General features: G+C 59.5%; 12 protein-coding genes and 1 pseudogene. 6 read left to right on the plus strand and 7 right to left on the minus strand.

The window, feature by feature from the left end; genetic code table 11:
• The first annotated feature begins 12 nt into the window (after positions 1-12).
• Entirely contained in the window at positions 13-1,083 is a 1,071-nt protein-coding gene (locus tag NW870_RS02785; RefSeq protein ID WP_414373791.1) for an LOG family protein, read from the plus strand.
• Positions 1,084-1,145: 62 nt separating this feature from the next.
• Complete coding sequence (locus tag NW870_RS02790) at positions 1,146-1,847, plus strand: phosphoribosylanthranilate isomerase (RefSeq protein WP_011431865.1); 702 nt, start codon at positions 1,146-1,148, stop codon at positions 1,845-1,847.
• A 16-nt stretch (positions 1,848-1,863) separates the two neighbouring features.
• Here NW870_RS02790 and NW870_RS02795 read toward each other — a convergent pair whose 3' ends face one another.
• From NW870_RS02795 to rbfA, 5 genes and pseudogenes are all read right to left on the minus strand, one after another.
• On the minus strand, positions 1,864-2,391 hold the full coding sequence (locus NW870_RS02795) for a DUF4115 domain-containing protein (protein ID WP_414357658.1): 528 nt from the start codon (positions 2,389-2,391) through the stop codon (positions 1,864-1,866).
• A gap of 132 nt (positions 2,392-2,523) precedes the next feature.
• Positions 2,524-2,736: pseudogene (locus tag NW870_RS02800) on the minus strand (helix-turn-helix domain-containing protein); the annotation flags it as partial.
• Positions 2,737-2,801: 65 nt separating this feature from the next.
• Positions 2,802-3,626, minus strand: coding sequence for a pseudouridine synthase (locus NW870_RS02805; protein ID WP_414341863.1), 825 nt, complete (start codon positions 3,624-3,626; stop codon positions 2,802-2,804).
• A 41-nt stretch (positions 3,627-3,667) separates the two neighbouring features.
• Positions 3,668-4,201 carry a hypothetical protein gene (locus NW870_RS02810; RefSeq protein ID WP_414357651.1) on the minus strand — a complete coding sequence of 178 codons (534 nt, stop codon included), beginning with the start codon at positions 4,199-4,201 and terminating at the stop codon, positions 3,668-3,670.
• Between the two features lie 352 nt (positions 4,202-4,553).
• Positions 4,554-4,988 (minus strand): 30S ribosome-binding factor RbfA, encoded by a 435-nt coding sequence (gene rbfA / locus NW870_RS02815; protein WP_414328963.1) that lies wholly within the window; start codon positions 4,986-4,988, stop codon positions 4,554-4,556.
• A gap of 191 nt (positions 4,989-5,179) precedes the next feature.
• On the opposite strand from rbfA, the gene NW870_RS02820 reads away from it, so the two are divergent.
• Together NW870_RS02820 and NW870_RS02825 are read left to right on the plus strand one after the other, a co-directional pair.
• On the plus strand, positions 5,180-5,395 hold the full coding sequence (locus NW870_RS02820) for a hypothetical protein (protein ID WP_414357659.1): 216 nt from the start codon (positions 5,180-5,182) through the stop codon (positions 5,393-5,395).
• Positions 5,396-5,522: 127 nt separating this feature from the next.
• On the plus strand, positions 5,523-6,998 hold the full coding sequence (locus tag NW870_RS02825; RefSeq protein WP_414373793.1) for a cryptochrome/photolyase family protein: 1,476 nt from the start codon (positions 5,523-5,525) through the stop codon (positions 6,996-6,998).
• A gap of 85 nt (positions 6,999-7,083) precedes the next feature.
• Here the strand turns inward: NW870_RS02825 and NW870_RS02830 are convergent, their stop codons facing one another.
• A complete protein-coding gene (locus tag NW870_RS02830; protein ID WP_414357653.1) occupies positions 7,084-8,424 on the minus strand; it encodes an alkaline phosphatase in 1,341 nt (446 codons plus the stop codon).
• A gap of 256 nt (positions 8,425-8,680) precedes the next feature.
• Complete coding sequence (locus NW870_RS02835; protein ID WP_414373794.1) at positions 8,681-11,059, minus strand: transglutaminaseTgpA domain-containing protein; 2,379 nt, start codon at positions 11,057-11,059, stop codon at positions 8,681-8,683.
• A gap of 183 nt (positions 11,060-11,242) precedes the next feature.
• Between NW870_RS02835 and uvrA the strand changes: the two genes are divergently transcribed.
• Both uvrA and NW870_RS02845 read left to right on the plus strand, forming a co-directional pair.
• On the plus strand, positions 11,243-14,146 hold the full coding sequence (uvrA, locus tag NW870_RS02840; RefSeq protein WP_414373796.1) for an excinuclease ABC subunit UvrA: 2,904 nt from the start codon (positions 11,243-11,245) through the stop codon (positions 14,144-14,146).
• A 223-nt stretch (positions 14,147-14,369) separates the two neighbouring features.
• Complete coding sequence (locus tag NW870_RS02845) at positions 14,370-16,610, plus strand: hypothetical protein (protein ID WP_414373798.1); 2,241 nt, start codon at positions 14,370-14,372, stop codon at positions 16,608-16,610.
• The last annotated feature ends 122 nt before the right edge of the window (positions 16,611-16,732 follow it).

The raw sequence follows: 16,732 nt of genomic DNA on the forward strand, positions 1-16,732 counted from the left end.
TAGGATCCCAGCTTGACCGATTCTGTTTCTTCCCTTCTGCGAGAGGTTTTTTCCAACGCTGAGACTCGCCTAAAGCAGTTGGAGCATCACCCCAACCGGACAGCCTGGCTGCGTATTTTGCAGTCGCTGCAGCGCATGGGATCCCTAGAGCTGAGCCGTTTGGATGCCAAGATCTTGGCGGCCACTCTTGAGGATCTGGAGCAGGGGTTTGCCGCCTTCCAAAACTACGCTCATCAACGCAAGATCACCGTTTTCGGGTCGGCACGGCTAGGGCCAGAAAGTCCCGAATATCGCCAGGCCCAGTTGTTCGCCCACTGCATCAGTCAACGGGGGTTCATGGTGATGACGGGGGGCGGCAGCGGCATCATGGAAGCCGGCAATCGAGGGGCAGGGCTGGAGAACTCTTTTGGGCTCAACATCCAGCTTCCCTTCGAGCAAATGGCCAATCCCGTCATTGCTGCCAGCGATCGGGTTATCAACTTCAAGTATTTCTTTTCCCGCAAGCTCTTTTTTGTTAAAGAAACCGACGCGCTAGTGCTTTTTCCTGGCGGTTTCGGCACTCAGGATGAAGCCTTTGAATGCCTAACCCTAATGCAAACCGGAAAAACCAAGCTCATGCCCTTGGTGCTGGTAGACAGAACAGGTGGCTGCTACTGGAAAGAATGGGACGAATACGTGCGGGAGCACCTGCTCGGTCGCGGCCTGATCAGCCCAGAGGATCTCTTTCTCTACACCCTAACCGACGATGTGGGAGATGCCTGTCAGCAGATTGTCGATTTTTATCGCGTCTTTCACAGCAATCGCTACGTGCGAGAGCTCCTGGTTTTGCGCTTGAACACCAAACTTTCACCGGAAGCCCTAGAGATTTTAAACGAAGAGTTTGCCGACATTCTCGATTCGGGCCGGATCGAGCAAACTGGGGCTTTGCCGGAGGAAGCCGAGGAAGATATTGCCCATCTGCCACGGCTGGTGATGCACTTCAACCAGCGCAACTTCGGACGGCTGTGGCAAATGGTGCGCCGGATCAACAAGCTTCACCCGGAACAGCCGGATCCTCTGCAAATGCGCCCTGAACAAAAGTAGATGTATCAGCGCTCTCAGAACCATCCAAGAACCAGCAGCCAATTGTTTTGGTGGTGCTCCCAATGGGCCGGTTGTTTGTCAAAATCTGCGGCATCACCCGTCAGGATCAGGCGGAGGCCATCGCCGCGCTGGGGGTGAGTGCCCTTGGGTTTATTGCGGTGCCCAATACACCCCGCTATTTGCCCCTCTCGGAAATGGCCCGTTGGGTGGGATCCCTGCCCGGCCCTGTGGAAAAGGTGGGGGTCTTCCTGGATCAGGATCCCCGCGCCATCGCCGCCTGGGTGGAAACGGTGGGCCTCACGGCTGTCCAGTTGCATGGCCAAGAATCCCCGCAAGATTGTCAGCAATTGGGGGAATGGCTTCCCGGGATCCGCCGCATCAAGGCCCTGCGCGTCCGCCAGCCACAAGATCTGGAAGTGGCCAATCTCTACCGAGACTGTGTGGAGATGCTGCTTTTGGATGCCTATCACCCCCAACAGGCGGGTGGAACGGGGCGAACCCTGAATTGGCCAGAACTTGCTCGCCTTTCGCGTGAGCGGGCTCTGCCCTTGCCTTGGCTACTGGCCGGTGGGCTGAACCCGGACAATGTTCTGCAGGCGCTCAGCCACCTGCAGCCAAGCGGCATCGACCTCTCCAGTGGTGTGGAACGTCGGCCAGGCGATAAAGACATCGACAAAGTCCGGCACCTGCTGCAGCAGCTTGGCTCCCAAGGGTGGGAGATTGCTCCTACTCTGCCGCCGATAACGCCAAGCGCAACGGGATGATCATTTGGCTGGGTTCCTACTGCAGCGACTGAATATCCAACCCCGGCTCGAACATCAGCTCTTTCACTTCCCCAAATCGGCCCATCACTCCAAGCTCCCGGTCGTTAAAGGTCACCAACACACCGCCCGCATTGCCGGTACGCAACACGATTGACTGCTCCGCTTCCCAATTCAACTCGGCCCCCGGTTGTAAGGTGGCCTCAAAAACCGTTTGCCCATCGGCGATGACCCGCAACCAGGAAGGGCGCTCCACAACGCGAATATCCAGACGCACCGGCTTGCGCCCCGCCCCCCCCAAGTGAGCTTCCAAGACCTCGGGGAAGACGCCTTGGATGCGCGTCCATTGGTCGAGGGTGGGAAACAGTTGGCGGGCCGTGGGCTGAGCTGCCGACAGAGTGGGATCCGGGGAGTTGGCAGCAGGCGGTTGCTGGCCGGATCCCTCCCGACTGACCGTTGACAGGCTCACCAGCCAACGCCCAAAGGGATTGCCTGTGCCTTCCAAAAGAGCCGACAATCCCCCCACCGTCAGCACAATCAGCACCACATAAGCAGCCCAAAGGTGGAGAGGACGCAGGGCAAAGGCAGGTTGCTGGCCGACAACAGCAAGAGGAGCTGGCGCGCGGGGGGTTTTGGCCGATAAAAGCGGAGAGGCACGCCGAGAGAGGGTTTCGCCATCCAACCCCAAATAGTCGGCATAGCGCTTGAGAAACCCTTGCACATACACCGGCTCCGGTAACCGGCTCAAGTCAGCTTCCTCCAGCGCCTGCAGATATTGGCAGCGAATGAAGGTATCGTTAGCTACTTCTGTCAACGTCAGTCCCCGTGCCTCCCGTGTTTGCCGCAACAGGGATCCCAGGGCTTCTAAAGAGTGTGCTGGCTCTTGCATCATTTGGCCACCTGCGGAAGAAAGGAGGCTATTGTGAGAGTTTGCACTCAGTTAGAGACTCTGACGAGCTAATCGCGTGAGCGGGCCGGAGGCCTTAGAGGGCGCTTCCCGAGCGAGGATGAGCTGCTGTGCCCGGTGAGAGGGGCCAGCAAAGCTTGGAGCTCATGGGGATCCAACTGGCGGAACTGGCCTGCTTTCAGGTTGCCCAAGCCCAGTGGGCCAATGGCTTCCCGATGTAAGCTGAGCACCGGATGCCCAAGACGCTCCGCCACCCGCCGAATTTGCCGGTTGCGTCCCTCAAACAACACCACCCTCAGCCAGGAGCAATTGGGATGCTCCCTTTGCCGGAAATCCGGGGCAGGACAAAACTCCACCTCCGCCGGCAGAGTGGTGTACCCCTCTAAGTCTACTCCGTCTCGCCAATGTTGCAGAGTGGCCTGACTCGGATGCCCTTGTACCTGTACCCGGTAGGTTTTGGGCAGATGATAGCGCGGATGGGTCAGCTTCAAGGTCAAGTCGCCATCATTGGTGAGCAGCAAAGCGCCACTGCTGTCCGCATCCAGCCGGCCCACCGGGTAGAGGCGGGTTTGCCGTTTCCAGAGTGGGGGGAGCAGATCCAACACCGTCTTGCGTCCCCAAGGATCTGCACAGGTTGACAAAACCCCCACCGGCTTGTGCAGGAGCAAAACATGGCGCGCCAGATCCTTGGTCAAAGGGATCACCTGACCATCCACCTCGATGCGATCCCGCTCTGGATCGGCTTTGGAGCCCAGCTCAGTGACCACCTTCCCGTTCACTCGAATGCGCCCGGCCAGGATCCAAGCTTCCACCTGGCGACGCGAGGCCAATCCCTGCTGAGCCAAGAGCTTCTGTAGCCGTTGGGGTTCTGCCATGGGGATTTGAGCAGCAAAAGCAGCAACCGAAGCTGAGGGTACTAGGCGGCGGAGCCTGAGGCGTCTGGCCCGCTTGCGCGAACGGGGTTGGAGAGTCGGTCGGACACACCAGCAGAATTGGGGGGCAACAGCAGCATTTCCGACTGAGACTCTGAGTTTTCTCCTAGAGAATAGCTGAGGCCACAGTCAAACTCTTCTGCCAGCCGGCAGACTTCCTTGAGATCTCCCACCGACCAAATGCTCCAACTGCTGCGAATTTGGTTATCCACCCACACTTCCACGCGGTTGCCTTCGATGTGAAGGATGCGCTTGGGCTGGGCTTCTGAAGGGCAGCCTGCAGGCTCGGCCAAGACCTCCGGCCCGCTTACGCGAACGGAAGATTTTTGCCTCAAGGCCCCCAGAGCTGCCATGAGCTGCGGCAGAGCCAGCAAAAGGTGCTGAGTGGCCTGTTGGGGTTGCCCTTTCAAGCAGGAAACCAGAGCTTCGGCAACACTCTGGTTGAGGGCCTGCAGAGCTTGGAGTGGAGTAGCACCCGCTAAAGAGGGATCCGGTTGCAGTGGGCTTTGAACATCCATGAAAAGGCAGAAAAGGCATGAACAGCAACTTTACAGCCCTTTCGCAGGTTGACCACAACAACGCCGCTGCCCATTGGAGCAGAGCGCTCTGGTTTGCGCAAGCGTGCCGCAGACATTGAGTCCTGTACAGATGGATGACCAGAGGAAGGGCTGTATGGCTCCCTTAAGCCTAACAAATCCAAGAACTTCAGGGCCTCCGGCCCGCTTACGCGAACGTCAAAAACTTTTCTTGGATGTTGTCCGCATTGCTGCAAAGCAAAGGCCCCTCTATCTAGTGGCCATCAAGGCAGATCCTTTGCTCTCTCGTGCAAAGCAGGCTGAGCTCCAGCGCGGATCCCTCGAAATGGTGCAACTATTCGCCGCTCGATTCGTTTTCTTCGCCCTCGGCGGTGTCCTCAACCCCAGCTTGGGATCCCTCCGGTTCCTGGGCCTCAGAGGTCTGTCTCAGTTGGTTAAGCAGAGCCAAAACGCGGGATCCCCGCTCCAAAGAGCGATCCTGCAAAAACACCACTGTTGGCACCCGTCGCAGGCTGAGGCGCTGGCCGATTTCCCGCCGCACAAAGGGTGTGGCCGCCGCTAACCCTTCCATGGCCCGGTGTTGAGCTGTCTCATCCCCATAAATGCTGACGAAGATGCGAGCATTTTGCAGGTCATTGGAAACCTCGACATCCACAATGCTGACCATCCCTGCCCCGACCCGGTCATCTTTGATCTCCGAGAGCAGGATTTGGCTGACCTCTCGTTTGATCAGTTCTGCTACCCGTGCCACTCGTCGCGCTGTCGCCATTTTTGGATACCTAGGCTAACATCATCCGCAAGCCTGCTCTGGTCGGTGTGAAGCATAGCCCCCGCCAGCTTGGCCCCAAGAACAGTAGCCAATGCTACGAGCATCTCTTCCTTCCACCTTTATCCTGAGTCCATGTCCATCTTGCCTTGAGTATGAATACCTAAAGCCATCGATGGATGGATGGAGACGTGATGATCAAGATGCCAGAGGCGCTGCGGCGCTCCATTGAGCAGTTCATGCTGAATGTGACGGAGCCGCTTGACCCGTTGCTCTCGCTGAAGCTGACTCAGCTTGTGGTGATGTTGGGGGATACAGCTTACGCGATGGGATACAGCGATGGCCAGCAAAAGCCGGATGAGCGCTGCCGCTATTGTCCCAGTCGGGTGTTCGACAGTCTAGAGCTTTGATAGGGTTCTTCAAGGTTCTTTACAACGCAGTGTAGCTTCTGGCTGCCCAGGATCCCGGCCTTGGGGGGGGTGAGTTGAAAGAGGCGGTGGAAACCAGCCAAGATGGGATCCCATTGCTTGGCAGCCTATGACTTCCCCCGTTTTGCTTTGGCATCGTCGCGATCTGCGGTTAGAGGACAACACAGCCCTGCATGAGGCAGCCCAGCGCAGCGCTCAGGTGGTGCCTGTCTTCATTTTCGACCCGCAGATGCTGAGACGGTCGGACATGGCCCCAGCTAGGGTGGCCTTTTTGCTTCAGGCTCTGCAAGAGCTCCAAGAGCGCTACGCCCAGATGGGGATCCCGCTGATCTGGCGGCTGGGGGATCCCCTGGTGGAGTTGCGATGCTTGGCCATTGACCTGGGAGCCAAGGCCGTATTTTGGAATGCCGATGTGGAGCTGTTTGCCCTGCAGCAGGACAGTTGGGTGCGGGCCGGTTTGGCCGAAGCCGGGATCCAGTCCTTCTCTTACCAAGACATGCTGCTGCATGGGCCGGGGGAAGTGCTGACCCAAGCTGGAGAGCCCTATTCGGTTTTCACTCCCTTCTGGCGCAGGTGGTCGAGCTTGCCCAAGCGGGATCCCTACCCAACCCCCGAGGGTCTGCAGCCGGTATCGGGACTAAAAGCGCAGCCTCTACCGACTTTGGCAGATTTGGGCTTTGTCTGCGACCAGCGGATCCCAGCAGCGGGGGAAGCAGCGGCTCAAGCCCTTTTGGAAGACTTTTGTCAGGGTTTGCGCATTTTGGACTACGAGCGAGCCCGCAACTTCCCGGCTGAGCCGGGCACTTCTCTGCTCAGCCCCCACTTGTGTTGGGGAACCCTCGGCATTCGCCAGGTTTGGCAGGCCACGCGAGAAGTAGAGGCCGAGGTGCGCAGCGAAGAAGCCGAAAGCAGCTTGCAAACTTGGCGGCAGGAGCTGTGCTGGCGAGAGTTTTACAAGCATGTCTTGGCCCACTGGCCCCACGTGGAAACCGGAGCCTATCGACGAGCCTTTGATGCACTGGAGTGGGACAATCGGCAGGACTGGTTTCAGGCTTGGTGTGCGGGGCAGACGGGATACCCCATTGTGGATGCGGCCATGCGCCAACTGAACGAAACCGGCTGGATGCACAACCGCTGCCGCATGATTGTAGCCAGCTTTTTAACCAAGGATCTGCTCATCGATTGGCGCTGGGGAGAACGCTACTTTATGCAAAAGCTGGTGGATGGGGATCTGGCGGCCAATAACGGCGGTTGGCAGTGGAGCGCCGGTGTGGGAACGGATCCCAAGCCCCTGCGCATTTTCAACCCGGCCACGCAAGCAGCCCGCTATGACCCGGAAGGAGAGTACATCCGCCGCTATCTGCCGGAGCTGGCAGGGCTGGATACGCCTGCTCTGCTGTGGGTGGGGGATGACCCCAAGGGATCCTGGGCTTTGCGGGAACGGCGAAGCTGTGGCTATCCGGATCCCATCGTGGATCACAAGGTGCAGCAGCAGGAGTTCAAACGGCGCTACCAGGCGGTGCAGCAGGGGTACTCCAAGTCTGTTCAACGATCAAACGATCATAGAAATCCAAGCGTTGTGTAGTCTCGTAAAAAAAGGGGATCCAATGGATCCCCCGTGGCTACCAGAGCTTAAGGCAAATGCCCGTCCAAAGCAGGTAACTGCAGCACTAGGGCTTCAGCTCGCTGGGGATGCGCTCCCCGAAGAGCACGAAGTAGAGAATCCGATAAATGTCCGTGTTCAGGATCCCGGTGGTCGGCACCAACTCTTGGGCGTTCAAGCCCGCAGCGCGAGCAATGACTCCACTGCCGACGTCATCTCCGGTAGCCCAAGCCACGGCAAAGGGATAGCGCTTGCCATTCTTGTCAGGAGCAGAAATAAACGGCTTTGTGCCCGTGCCGTCAACTCCGTCAATGGGGGCACCACTGCCTTCGGGGTCAGTAGGGGGCAGCGGCTCCTCGGCGGATTCGATATCCACCAACTGCATCCCGCCGGCGTTGCTGTCGCTGGTGGTAATCATGAAGGTCTTGGGATTCTTCTCGATAAAGTTGAGAATCACCCCGATGGCATCGTCGGCCCGCTTCATGGCCTCCAGGCAGCCAGAGGCATTGAGGTTGTTGCACATGTTATCAGTGCCCTCTTCTTCGATGACGGCGAAGAAGCCCTTAGGATTGCGGGAGATCCGCGCCAGGGCAAATTCGGTCATCTCGGCAATGGTGGGGGCGCTGGCAATGTAGTTGGGCAGGTTTTGGGCGCGCAGCTCTTCCTCTGGCTTGTCGTAGAAGGTGTCCTCCACGTTGAACACCCCCAAAACTTTGGAAACATCAGCCGGCAGCTTCAGCAGCTCGTCGCGGGTGTAGACAACGGCGTACCCTTTTTTCTTGGCCTCCTCAATCAGGTTGCGGCCATCCTTGCGCTTCCCTTGGCCAAAGCGGCCCTGGACACCTTCCGGCAGCAGCCATTCCTCGCCAGCGCCGAGGATGATGTCTACCCCTGACTCCACCACCTGCAGGGCAATCTCCTCATAGTCGCTGCGCTTGGCAGCTTTGGCAACGAAGGCAGCCGTCCCCGGCTCAATGATGGATCCCGTTTGCACCAGAGCCGTACCCAAGCCTGCCGCCACGGCATCTTCCATGATCGTGTTCAGGGTACCGTTGGCAGAAGGATACTCCTTGCCGTCCGGATCCAACCCAAAGCTCTTGGCGTGGGCACGGGTTCCCGTGGCATGGATCACCGCTCCGGCGTTGGAAGTTCCTCCAAGCTGGTCAAGAAGGTGCCCGCGATAGGGGGCAATCACGGGGAGACGATCCCAGTTCAGAAAGCCATCAGGGCCGTAGTGGAGAATGCGCGTAATGTCCCAGTGGGAAGCTGAGGTTCCATCTGGGTGAAAGAAGATTGCACCGTTGCCGGTTGGCTTAGGCGCCGCTTGAGCCACACTAGAGGAAAAAACTGACGAGGACAGCAGACACAAAGTTGCAGCCAAAGCCGCCCTCAAAGAATAGCTACGCATAGCTAACACGCCCTTGCTCGTTCGAAGCTGAACGTTAAAAAACGTAACACAGCTTCAGATGAGTTTGCAAGGGCATAGCAATGCAGCAGCGCGAAACGTGCCTGAAGCGAGTGCGCCACTGAGCGATTTCCCCGTCTGACAGTGCAGCTTACGGGGTCTATAACTAACGTTAACTATCTCTTAACTGTCTCATAACTGTCAAGGCTTCTCGCAGGGCTTTTGGGGTACCTGTTCTAAGGCGCAGCCGTCCCTCTGGTCAAGTGGCTCTTCTGGAGGTGATGGCGGGGTTTTTGGCCAGTGGCTGCCATGCTTGCCTAAGCTGTCTGAGTTGCTGCTGCCAGCGCTGCAGTTCCCCCACCTCCAACGGGATCCCACCGAAGCGCACCTCCATGTAGCGCTCCAAGAACCGGATGGCCAACTGGGCTTGTGGCAAATCGGAGTGGCGCAGGTGCTCAACCCGTTGCGCTGGCCCCAAGTGCTCCGGGATCCCCACTGCTGTCGAAGCCTCCCGCAGTTGCAGGTACAGCTTTGAGATCGCCTGTCGCCGGTGCTGGGATCTGGGCAGAGCTGCCGGACTCCAGCGCACCAGAGCAAAGGTCAGCCCTGGCAGCAGGATCCCTACCATCCAGGTAGGCCATGCAGGGGGCGGCTGCCACAGGGATCCCAGCAAAACCCCATTGCCGGCAGTGGCCAACAGAATCCACCCCCCATCCTGCCAGCGCAAAGCCCGATAGCGGCGGCGGCGACCCCAATAGGCCATGGATCCGGTGATCAAAACCACCCCCAACACCGGCAGGCCATTCTGCTGCAACGTTTGCCCCAAGGCAACCAGGCTGCGACGGAAGCCAGCACCGGCATCCTCTCGATCCGGAGAGGCGGCTACAGCGCTGGCCAGCTCCTGGATCTGCCGCCAGATCTGCCGCTGGGTGGATAGGTCGTACTGGATGACGTACTTAAACCAGCGGAAGCGCAAGCTGTCGTAGAAATCTTGAAGGGGATCCCACCAGGTTTCCCGCCGGCTGACATTGGCCTCTGCCGGTGTGGCATCGAAAATGATCCACCCGTAGGAGCCAAAGGGGATCTCCGTCCAGGAATGGGCGTCGGCATTGCGTACTGCCAGATAATTTTCCTGCGCCACCCAGCGCCCGCCCAAAAAGCCATTCACCATCCGGGCCGGGATGCCAATGCTGCGGGCCAGTATCGTCAGGGCTGTGGCGAAATATTCGCAGTGGCCCCGCCGATGGGTGAACAGAAAGGCTTCCAAAGGCGGTTCAGGGCCGGGATCCGGCAGATCGGTGGTATAGGCGTAGTTCTCCAGCAGGTAATTCTGCAAGGCGGTCATCTTGCTGAAAACGTCAGGGATCCCAGCGGTAACGTCTTCAGCCAAGGCGGGAATGCGCGGATCCAGGTCTGCTGGCAACTGCAGATAGGCTGCCTGTTGGACTGGGTCGAGAGCACTGAACAGCTCCGCGTGGCCTAGCCGGCGCAAGCGCGGGCTTAACTCCCTTGAGATCCGGCTCCGGGCGCGGTAAAGATGGGGCACCTGCCGAGGCAGAGAATGGCCAACATCTCCGGTCTCGCTCAGGATGAGGCGGCGATTCTGCCGTTGCCAAGCTTGTTGCACCGTCGCTGCTCCGCCCCGCTCCAGCCATTCCATCTCCACCAGCGGGGCCACCCCAAAAACGGTGTTGGTGACCAGCGGCTCCAGATAGATAAGCTGCTCCAAGGGGAGAAGCAGCAGGTCGGGAGCAGTGGGGATCAAGCTGGAGGCAGAGAGATCAAATACCCCTGCTGCGTTGGGGAAAATGGGGATGAAGCGGTCTAGCGTTCGCGACCAGGCCCGTCCATCGTAGCGATCGAAGCTGATCCCGCGCCAGTAGAGGGACTCCACACGGGGCGGCACCCCTGCCGGAAATTCCACCCGCATGACAACGGTGTTATCGGTTTTGAGGGTGCCGAATGCTCCCAGGCTGACTTCCTCGGCAAAGCCAGTGGTCATCACCGGCGAGCGGGCCTGGCGACCCAGAATTCCTAAACTGACCCGCGGGAACAAGAAAAACAAAGCCACGGACAGGATCACCGCCAGCAAAGCCAGGGATCCGAGAAAGCCCAAAAAGTTGAGGTTGATGCCACGGGTTTGGCTGGCTGCCTGCGGGTGCTGCTCTGCTTGCAGGCGCAGGTGGTAAAGGGTGAGGTTGATCAGTCCCACCCCCACGTACAGCAAAAACAGCAGCCCAAAGCTGATGTCTTCGTTGAACAGGGTGGCAATGGCCATCAGCAGCAGAGACAGCACCGCCAACTGGATGTGATCGGCTGCCCGTTCCCGCTGAAACAGCTTGGCCCCCGTTAGGTAAAGCACCAAGCCAATGGCCCCATCGGAAAAGGGAAGGATCCCAAAGATAACCAAAGCCAGCAGGCTAAGCAACACCGCCACCGTCAGGGGCATCCACAGGGGGGCATAGCGGGCAAAAGCAATCCTTGGCGGCTCCCAAAACCAACTGCAGGCCCCTGCGGCCAAGCAAACGGCAATGACCGGTGGCGACAGAGCCTGATCCCCCAGACAAAGGGCCGTGAAGGCGATCCCCACCAACAGGTAAACAAACACCTTTTGAACGGATGGCAGTGTCCAGGTCATGGCCCTTGGGATTCAATCCTTTCCAGCATAGCCAAGTCTTTTTTGCTACCGGTTTGCCCTCCCTGGGATCCCCTTTTGGACAAAGCGAAGAGCATTAGAATCGTTAACTAAGAATCGTTAAGATTTTGTTACTCGCCGGTCTCGACGGGATACCTGTGACACGCTGCGCGAAAAGGTGGTGAGATGTCCAGCCAAAACGAAATTCACGTGGTGGGGGCGCGGCAGCACAACCTCAAGAATGTCGAGCTGCGGATCCCGCGCGATCGCCTGGTGGTATTCACGGGCGTCTCCGGATCGGGCAAGTCCTCCTTGGCTTTCGACACCATCTTTGCCGAAGGGCAGCGGCGCTATGTGGAATCCCTCAGTGCCTATGCGCGGCAGTTTTTGGGGCAACTGGACAAGCCGGATGTGGATCGCATCGAAGGGCTGAGTCCGGCCATCTCCATCGATCAAAAGTCCACCAGCCACAACCCCCGCTCGACGGTTGGCACCGTTACCGAAATCTACGACTACCTGCGGCTTCTGTATGGGCGAGCTGGGATCCCGCACTGCCCCCATTGCAACCGGGTGATCGCCCCCCAGACGGTGGATCAAATTGTGGATCAGATCATGGCTCTGCCGGATCGGACGCGGTTTCAGTTGCTCTCGCCGGTGGTGAAGGGGAAAAAGGGCACCCATGCCAACCTGTTGCAAAGCTTGCGCCAGCAAGGGTTTGTGCGCGTGCGCATCGACGGCCAGGTGCGGGATCTGAGCGAGGAGATCGAGTTAGCCAAAAACAAAACCCACACCCTTGAGGTTGTGGTGGATCGGCTGGTCAAGAGCCCCGACATAGCGGAGCGACTGGCCGATTCTCTGGCAACCTGCCTGCGCCAGTCGGGAGGAATTGCGGTGGTGGAGCTGCTGCCGCGGGAAGAGGAGCGAGAACAGCTGCTGCAAAAGGTGGCCGAGTCGGCGGGGCAATACCTGAACAGCAAGCCAACGGAGCTGATCTTTTCTGAGCAATTTGCCTGCCCGGAGCACGGTTCGGTGATGGGCGAGCTGTCGCCGCGCCTGTTTTCCTTCAACTCGCCGATTGGGGCCTGTCCTGTCTGCCACGGGCTGGGTTTTGAGCCCATCTTCGACCCCGAGCGGATCGTGCCCGATCCCAAGCTCCCCTTGTACGCGGCCATCGCCCCTTGGGCAGAGCGGGAGAACCCCTACTATCTGGCTTTGTTGGCGGGAGCCGCCAAGGCTTTTGGCTTTGACCTCAGCAGCCGCTGGTGTGATCTCACCCCCCAGCAACAGCAGATCATCCTCTACGGCGCCGACCAGGAGGTCTACATCGCCGAGGTAGAATCTCAGTACCGAGGCCGGGGGTACTATCGCCGCTATGAGGGGGTGATTCCCCAATTGCAGCGGCACTACCAGGAAACCACTTCCGAAATCTATCGGCAAAAGCTGGAAGCCTACCTCACCTACCGTCCCTGTTCCGCCTGTGGGGGATCCCGTCTCAAGCCGGAAGCTCTGGCCGTGCGCATCGGCGGCTACCGCATTACCGATCTCACCGAGATCTCCATCCGCGACTGCCTGCACCGCCTGGAGCAGTTGAAACTTACCCCGCGACAAGTGCAGATCGGCGAGCTGGTGCTGCGGGAGATCAAAACCCGGCTGCAGTTTTTGGTGGATGTGGGCCTGGACTACCTAACGCTGGCCCGCCCGGCCATGACCCTCTCCGGGGGCGAGGCACAGCGGATCCGGCTGGCCAGCCAGATGGGCTCCGGCTTGACGGGGGTGCTCTACGTGTTGGACGAACCCTCGATTGGCCTCCACCAGCGGGACAACGAGCGCCTGTTGCAAACCCTGTTTCGCCTGCGAGATCTGGGCAACACGCTGATCGTGGTGGAACACGACGAAGAAACCATCCGTGCCGCCGACCACATCGTCGATATCGGCCCTGGGGCCGGCATCCACGGGGGGGAAGTGGTGGCCCAGGGATCCCTGGCGGACATCATGGCCTGCGAGCGCTCCATCACCGGAGCTTATCTTTCGGGGCGGCTGCGGATCCCTACCCCTGCGCAGCGGCGGGCTGGGAAAGCGGTTGCCCTCAAGCTCACCAATGCCCACAAAAACAACCTCAAGCACATCGATGTGGAGATCCCTCTGGGCAAGTTGGTCTGTGTTACAGGCGTCTCCGGCTCCGGCAAATCCACCTTGGTCAACGAATTGCTCTACCCTGCCCTGCAGCACCATCTTGGACACAAGGTGCCCCAACCCGCGGAGATGGGAGAACTTGAGGGCATCGAACACATCGACAAGGTGATCGTGATCGACCAATCTCCCATTGGCCGTACCCCCCGCTCCAACCCTGCCACCTACACGGGTTTGTTTGATCCCATCCGCCAAACCTTTGCCCAAACCTTGGATGCCAAGGCCAGAGGCTACCCATCCGGCCACTTTTCCTTCAACGTCAAGGGGGGGCGCTGTGAAGCCTGCAAAGGGCAGGGGGTGAACGTGATTGAAATGAACTTTCTGCCCGATGTGTACGTCACCTGTGAAGTCTGTGGGGGCAGCCGCTACAGCCGCGAAACCCTGCAGATCAGGTACAAGGGCAAGAACATCGCCGAAGTCCTGGATATGACGGTGGGGGAGGCGCTGGAGTTTTTCGCTGCCCTGCCTCCTGCCGCCAAGATCCTGCAGACCTTGGCCGATGTGGGCCTCGATTACATCAAGCTGGGCCAGCCAGCTCCTACCCTCTCCGGTGGGGAAGCGCAACGGGTCAAGCTGGCCGCAGAACTGGCCCGCCGCTCCACCGGCAAAACCCTCTATCTGCTGGATGAGCCCTCCACCGGCTTGTCTTTTTACGATGTCCACAAGCTCTTGAACGTCCTGCAACGGCTGGTGGATACAGGCAACACCGTGCTGGTGATCGAGCATAACCTGGACATTCTCCGCTGTGCTGATTGGATTATTGACTTGGGGCCAGAGGGCGGCGACCGCGGCGGCCAGATCATCGCCGTTGGCACTCCAGAACAGGTGGCTGAGCACCCCGGATCCCATACAGGGCGATATTTGAAGCAGGTTTTGCAACAACATCCCCCAGGTCGCTGAGCAACTCAGCCTGCTCCAGGGAGAAAGTTGACCGAAAGCGGCTGTCGGGATCCCCTTTCGCTTTTTGCTCTGCTCACCTCAGCCATGGCGGTGGAGGACTGATGCGGCGAGGACTCTATCCCACCCAGGCGCTCCGCACCGTGAACGCAAGGGTGAACGGTTAGCCTGAGTCTCACGTCGCTATGGCATGATGGGTCGGAAGGAAAAGGTTCGCACTCTCCCCATGGTAGGGCAGACCCTGGGTGGCCGCTATCAGATCTTGGAAGCACTGGGATCCAGCGGACAAACCTACTTGGCACAGGATGGCCATCATCCTGAGCGGCTTCGGGTGGTGCTCAAACGCTGGCAGGCCGGCCAAAATGCTCCGCACCGCGAACACAGTGAGGACTCCGCCTCGCTACGGCATCTCTTTCAGCAAGAAGTGGCGCTGCGGGAGCACCTGGGATCCCACGAGGGTATCCCCCGCCTGTTGGCCTGCTTTGAGCAAGAGGGGGAGTTTTATTGGGTGGAAGAATGGGTTGAAGGGCCCACCCTGGAACAAGCTCTATTGCTAGGTAACGCAACCGAGAGGGGCCAGCTAACGACTCCGTCCCGCCAAATGCACTGCCATTGGGGGCACGACTGGACAGAGGCTGAGGTACGAGCCTTGTTGCAGGATGTGCTGCAAACCTTGGCCTTCCTGAATGGGGAAGGGGTGAGCTGCTGCAACCTGCAGCCCTCTCGCTTGATCTACCGTCAGGCGGATGGCCGATGGGTGTTGTTGAAGTGGGGGGGTGAGGAACAGGGTCTGGCTTTTTCCGGCTCTGGCTTCGGGAACCCCTATGGCCCCAGGCATTGCAGCGACCTCTATGCTCTTGGGCTGATTGCCCTGCAGGCCCTCTGCGGGATCCCGCCCCAGAAGCTGTTTCGCGACCCGTTGACGGGGGAGTTGCGCTGGCACGATCTGGCCTCTACTAGCGCTCCTTTTGCTGCTTTTCTGGATCGTTTGGTGAGCTGCAACCCACAACAGTGCTTTCCTTCAGCAACAGCAGCTCTGGCCGCTTTGCAGGCTTTGCCCCCCGCCGAGAGCCCCCCTGCCGCCGAACTCCTGTCCCAGCCCAGCCCTGTCGCCGCCGAGCCCTTACAGGAGCCAACCACCCCACCGCGTTCTCCGGTATCGCTGCGGGCGCGTCCCCGGATCCCACTGGTTTGGGCAGGAGGCAGCTTGGCGGCCTTGCTGGCGTTGACGGTGGCAGGGGTATGGCAGATGAGGGCGAACCTTGGCCTGCGGGGGGAGCCCAAGGATTCTGTCCCCCTCACGAGAACGGGATCCTCTGGCCCGGCAAAGCGCAACGGCCTGGGACTCCGTCCTACTCGCGAGAACGGTTCTCATGCCTCCGTCCCCACCGCCGTCACGGTCGCGGAAGCGTCGCGTAGCGATAACGACCCGGCAGACTGGGCCAAGTCTTTGCAGCTCAAGGCTACGCTGGAAGGCCCTGTCGCCGTCACTGCTCTGGCCATCAGCCCGGATGGAAATCTCCTTGCTGCCGGGGGAGACGACGGCGTGATCCGGCTTTGGGATCCCCAGGCTGGCCAACTGCTCCAGAGCTGGGCAGGCCACGAGGGATCCGTTGAGGCACTGGCAATCAGCCCAGATGGTACCTTTTTGGTGAGTGGTGGGGCAGACAAGACGGTACGGGTCTGGGATCTGGCGACCCTGGGGGATCCGGCTCTCTCGCCTGGGGATGTGCTGGCGCGGCTGCAGTTGCAAGGGCACACCGGGTTGATCAACAGTGTCGCCATTAGCCCCGATGGTCGTTGGATTGCCAGTGGCAGCGCCGACCGCACCATCCGCCTTTGGCAGGCCGACAACGGCCAGTTGATCCGCACCCTGGCGCCTCCCACTGCCGCCGCCCAGGAGACCCCTCAGAGGGCAGGCATTACAGCAGTGGCCTTTGGCCCAAGACCTACCCGTATGAATACTTCCCACCAATCTGAAGGGATCCCCCCTTGGATCTTGGTGGCCGCCAATGGAGATCCCACCGTTCACCTTTGGGATCCTGGCAGCGGGGCCTTGCTGGAAACCCTAAAGGCCGACTACCCCATCGAGCAGGTGCTTCTGAGTCCAGATGGCCGCTATTTGCTTGCCGGCAGTACCGGTGGCATCTTGGTCTGGAACTTGGGCACGGGATCCTTGGAGCGCACCTTGCCCCAGACTTTGTCCGGCTTGGCCGCCCTTGCCCTCAGCCCTGATGGCCGCTTGCTCGCCAGCGGCACCGATTACCGTGCCCACCAGATCAAACTCTGGGATCTGCGCAGCGGAGAACAGTTGCGCACCCTGGGCGGCCAGACTTGGATGGTGAGCGTCTTGCTGTTTGGCCCCGGTCGCGGAAGCGTCGCGCAGCGATATGGGCAGACCCTTCTCAGTGGTGGCGCCGATGGCTCAATTCGCATTTGGGGGCCAGCCGACCCAGCTCAGCCCTAGTGGGATCCAAGCAGATAAAATACTCGACGAAGAAGGGATCCCGGCAGAGCATGACTCTAGTCAATAATAAGCTCAACTATACTGAAAATAATGTATAATATGTTCAGTACGGATTACTACCA

It is taken from the genome of Synechococcus sp. R50.1 (assembly GCF_047462115.1).
GTDB lineage: Bacteria > Cyanobacteriota > Cyanobacteriia > Thermostichales > Thermostichaceae > Thermostichus.

Excerpts from the sequence above, each read along its gene's own strand:
- uvrA (WP_414373796.1), top strand. The coding sequence starts at position 11,243 with ATGTCCAGCCAAAACGAAATTCACGTGGTGGGGGCGCGGCAGCACAAC.
- NW870_RS02830 (WP_414357653.1), bottom strand. The coding sequence starts at position 8,424 with ATGCGTAGCTATTCTTTGAGGGCGGCTTTGGCTGCAACTTTGTGTCTG.
- NW870_RS02805 (WP_414341863.1), bottom strand. The coding sequence starts at position 3,626 with ATGGCAGAACCCCAACGGCTACAGAAGCTCTTGGCTCAGCAGGGATTG.
- NW870_RS02790 (WP_011431865.1), top strand. The coding sequence starts at position 1,146 with ATGGGCCGGTTGTTTGTCAAAATCTGCGGCATCACCCGTCAGGATCAG.
- rbfA (WP_414328963.1), bottom strand. The coding sequence starts at position 4,988 with ATGGCGACAGCGCGACGAGTGGCACGGGTAGCAGAACTGATCAAACGA.
- NW870_RS02835 (WP_414373794.1), bottom strand. The coding sequence starts at position 11,059 with ATGACCTGGACACTGCCATCCGTTCAAAAGGTGTTTGTTTACCTGTTG.
- NW870_RS02845 (WP_414373798.1), top strand. The coding sequence starts at position 14,370 with ATGGTAGGGCAGACCCTGGGTGGCCGCTATCAGATCTTGGAAGCACTG.
- NW870_RS02810 (WP_414357651.1), bottom strand. The coding sequence starts at position 4,201 with ATGGATGTTCAAAGCCCACTGCAACCGGATCCCTCTTTAGCGGGTGCT.
- NW870_RS02825 (WP_414373793.1), top strand. The coding sequence starts at position 5,523 with ATGACTTCCCCCGTTTTGCTTTGGCATCGTCGCGATCTGCGGTTAGAG.
- NW870_RS02820 (WP_414357659.1), top strand. The coding sequence starts at position 5,180 with ATGATCAAGATGCCAGAGGCGCTGCGGCGCTCCATTGAGCAGTTCATG.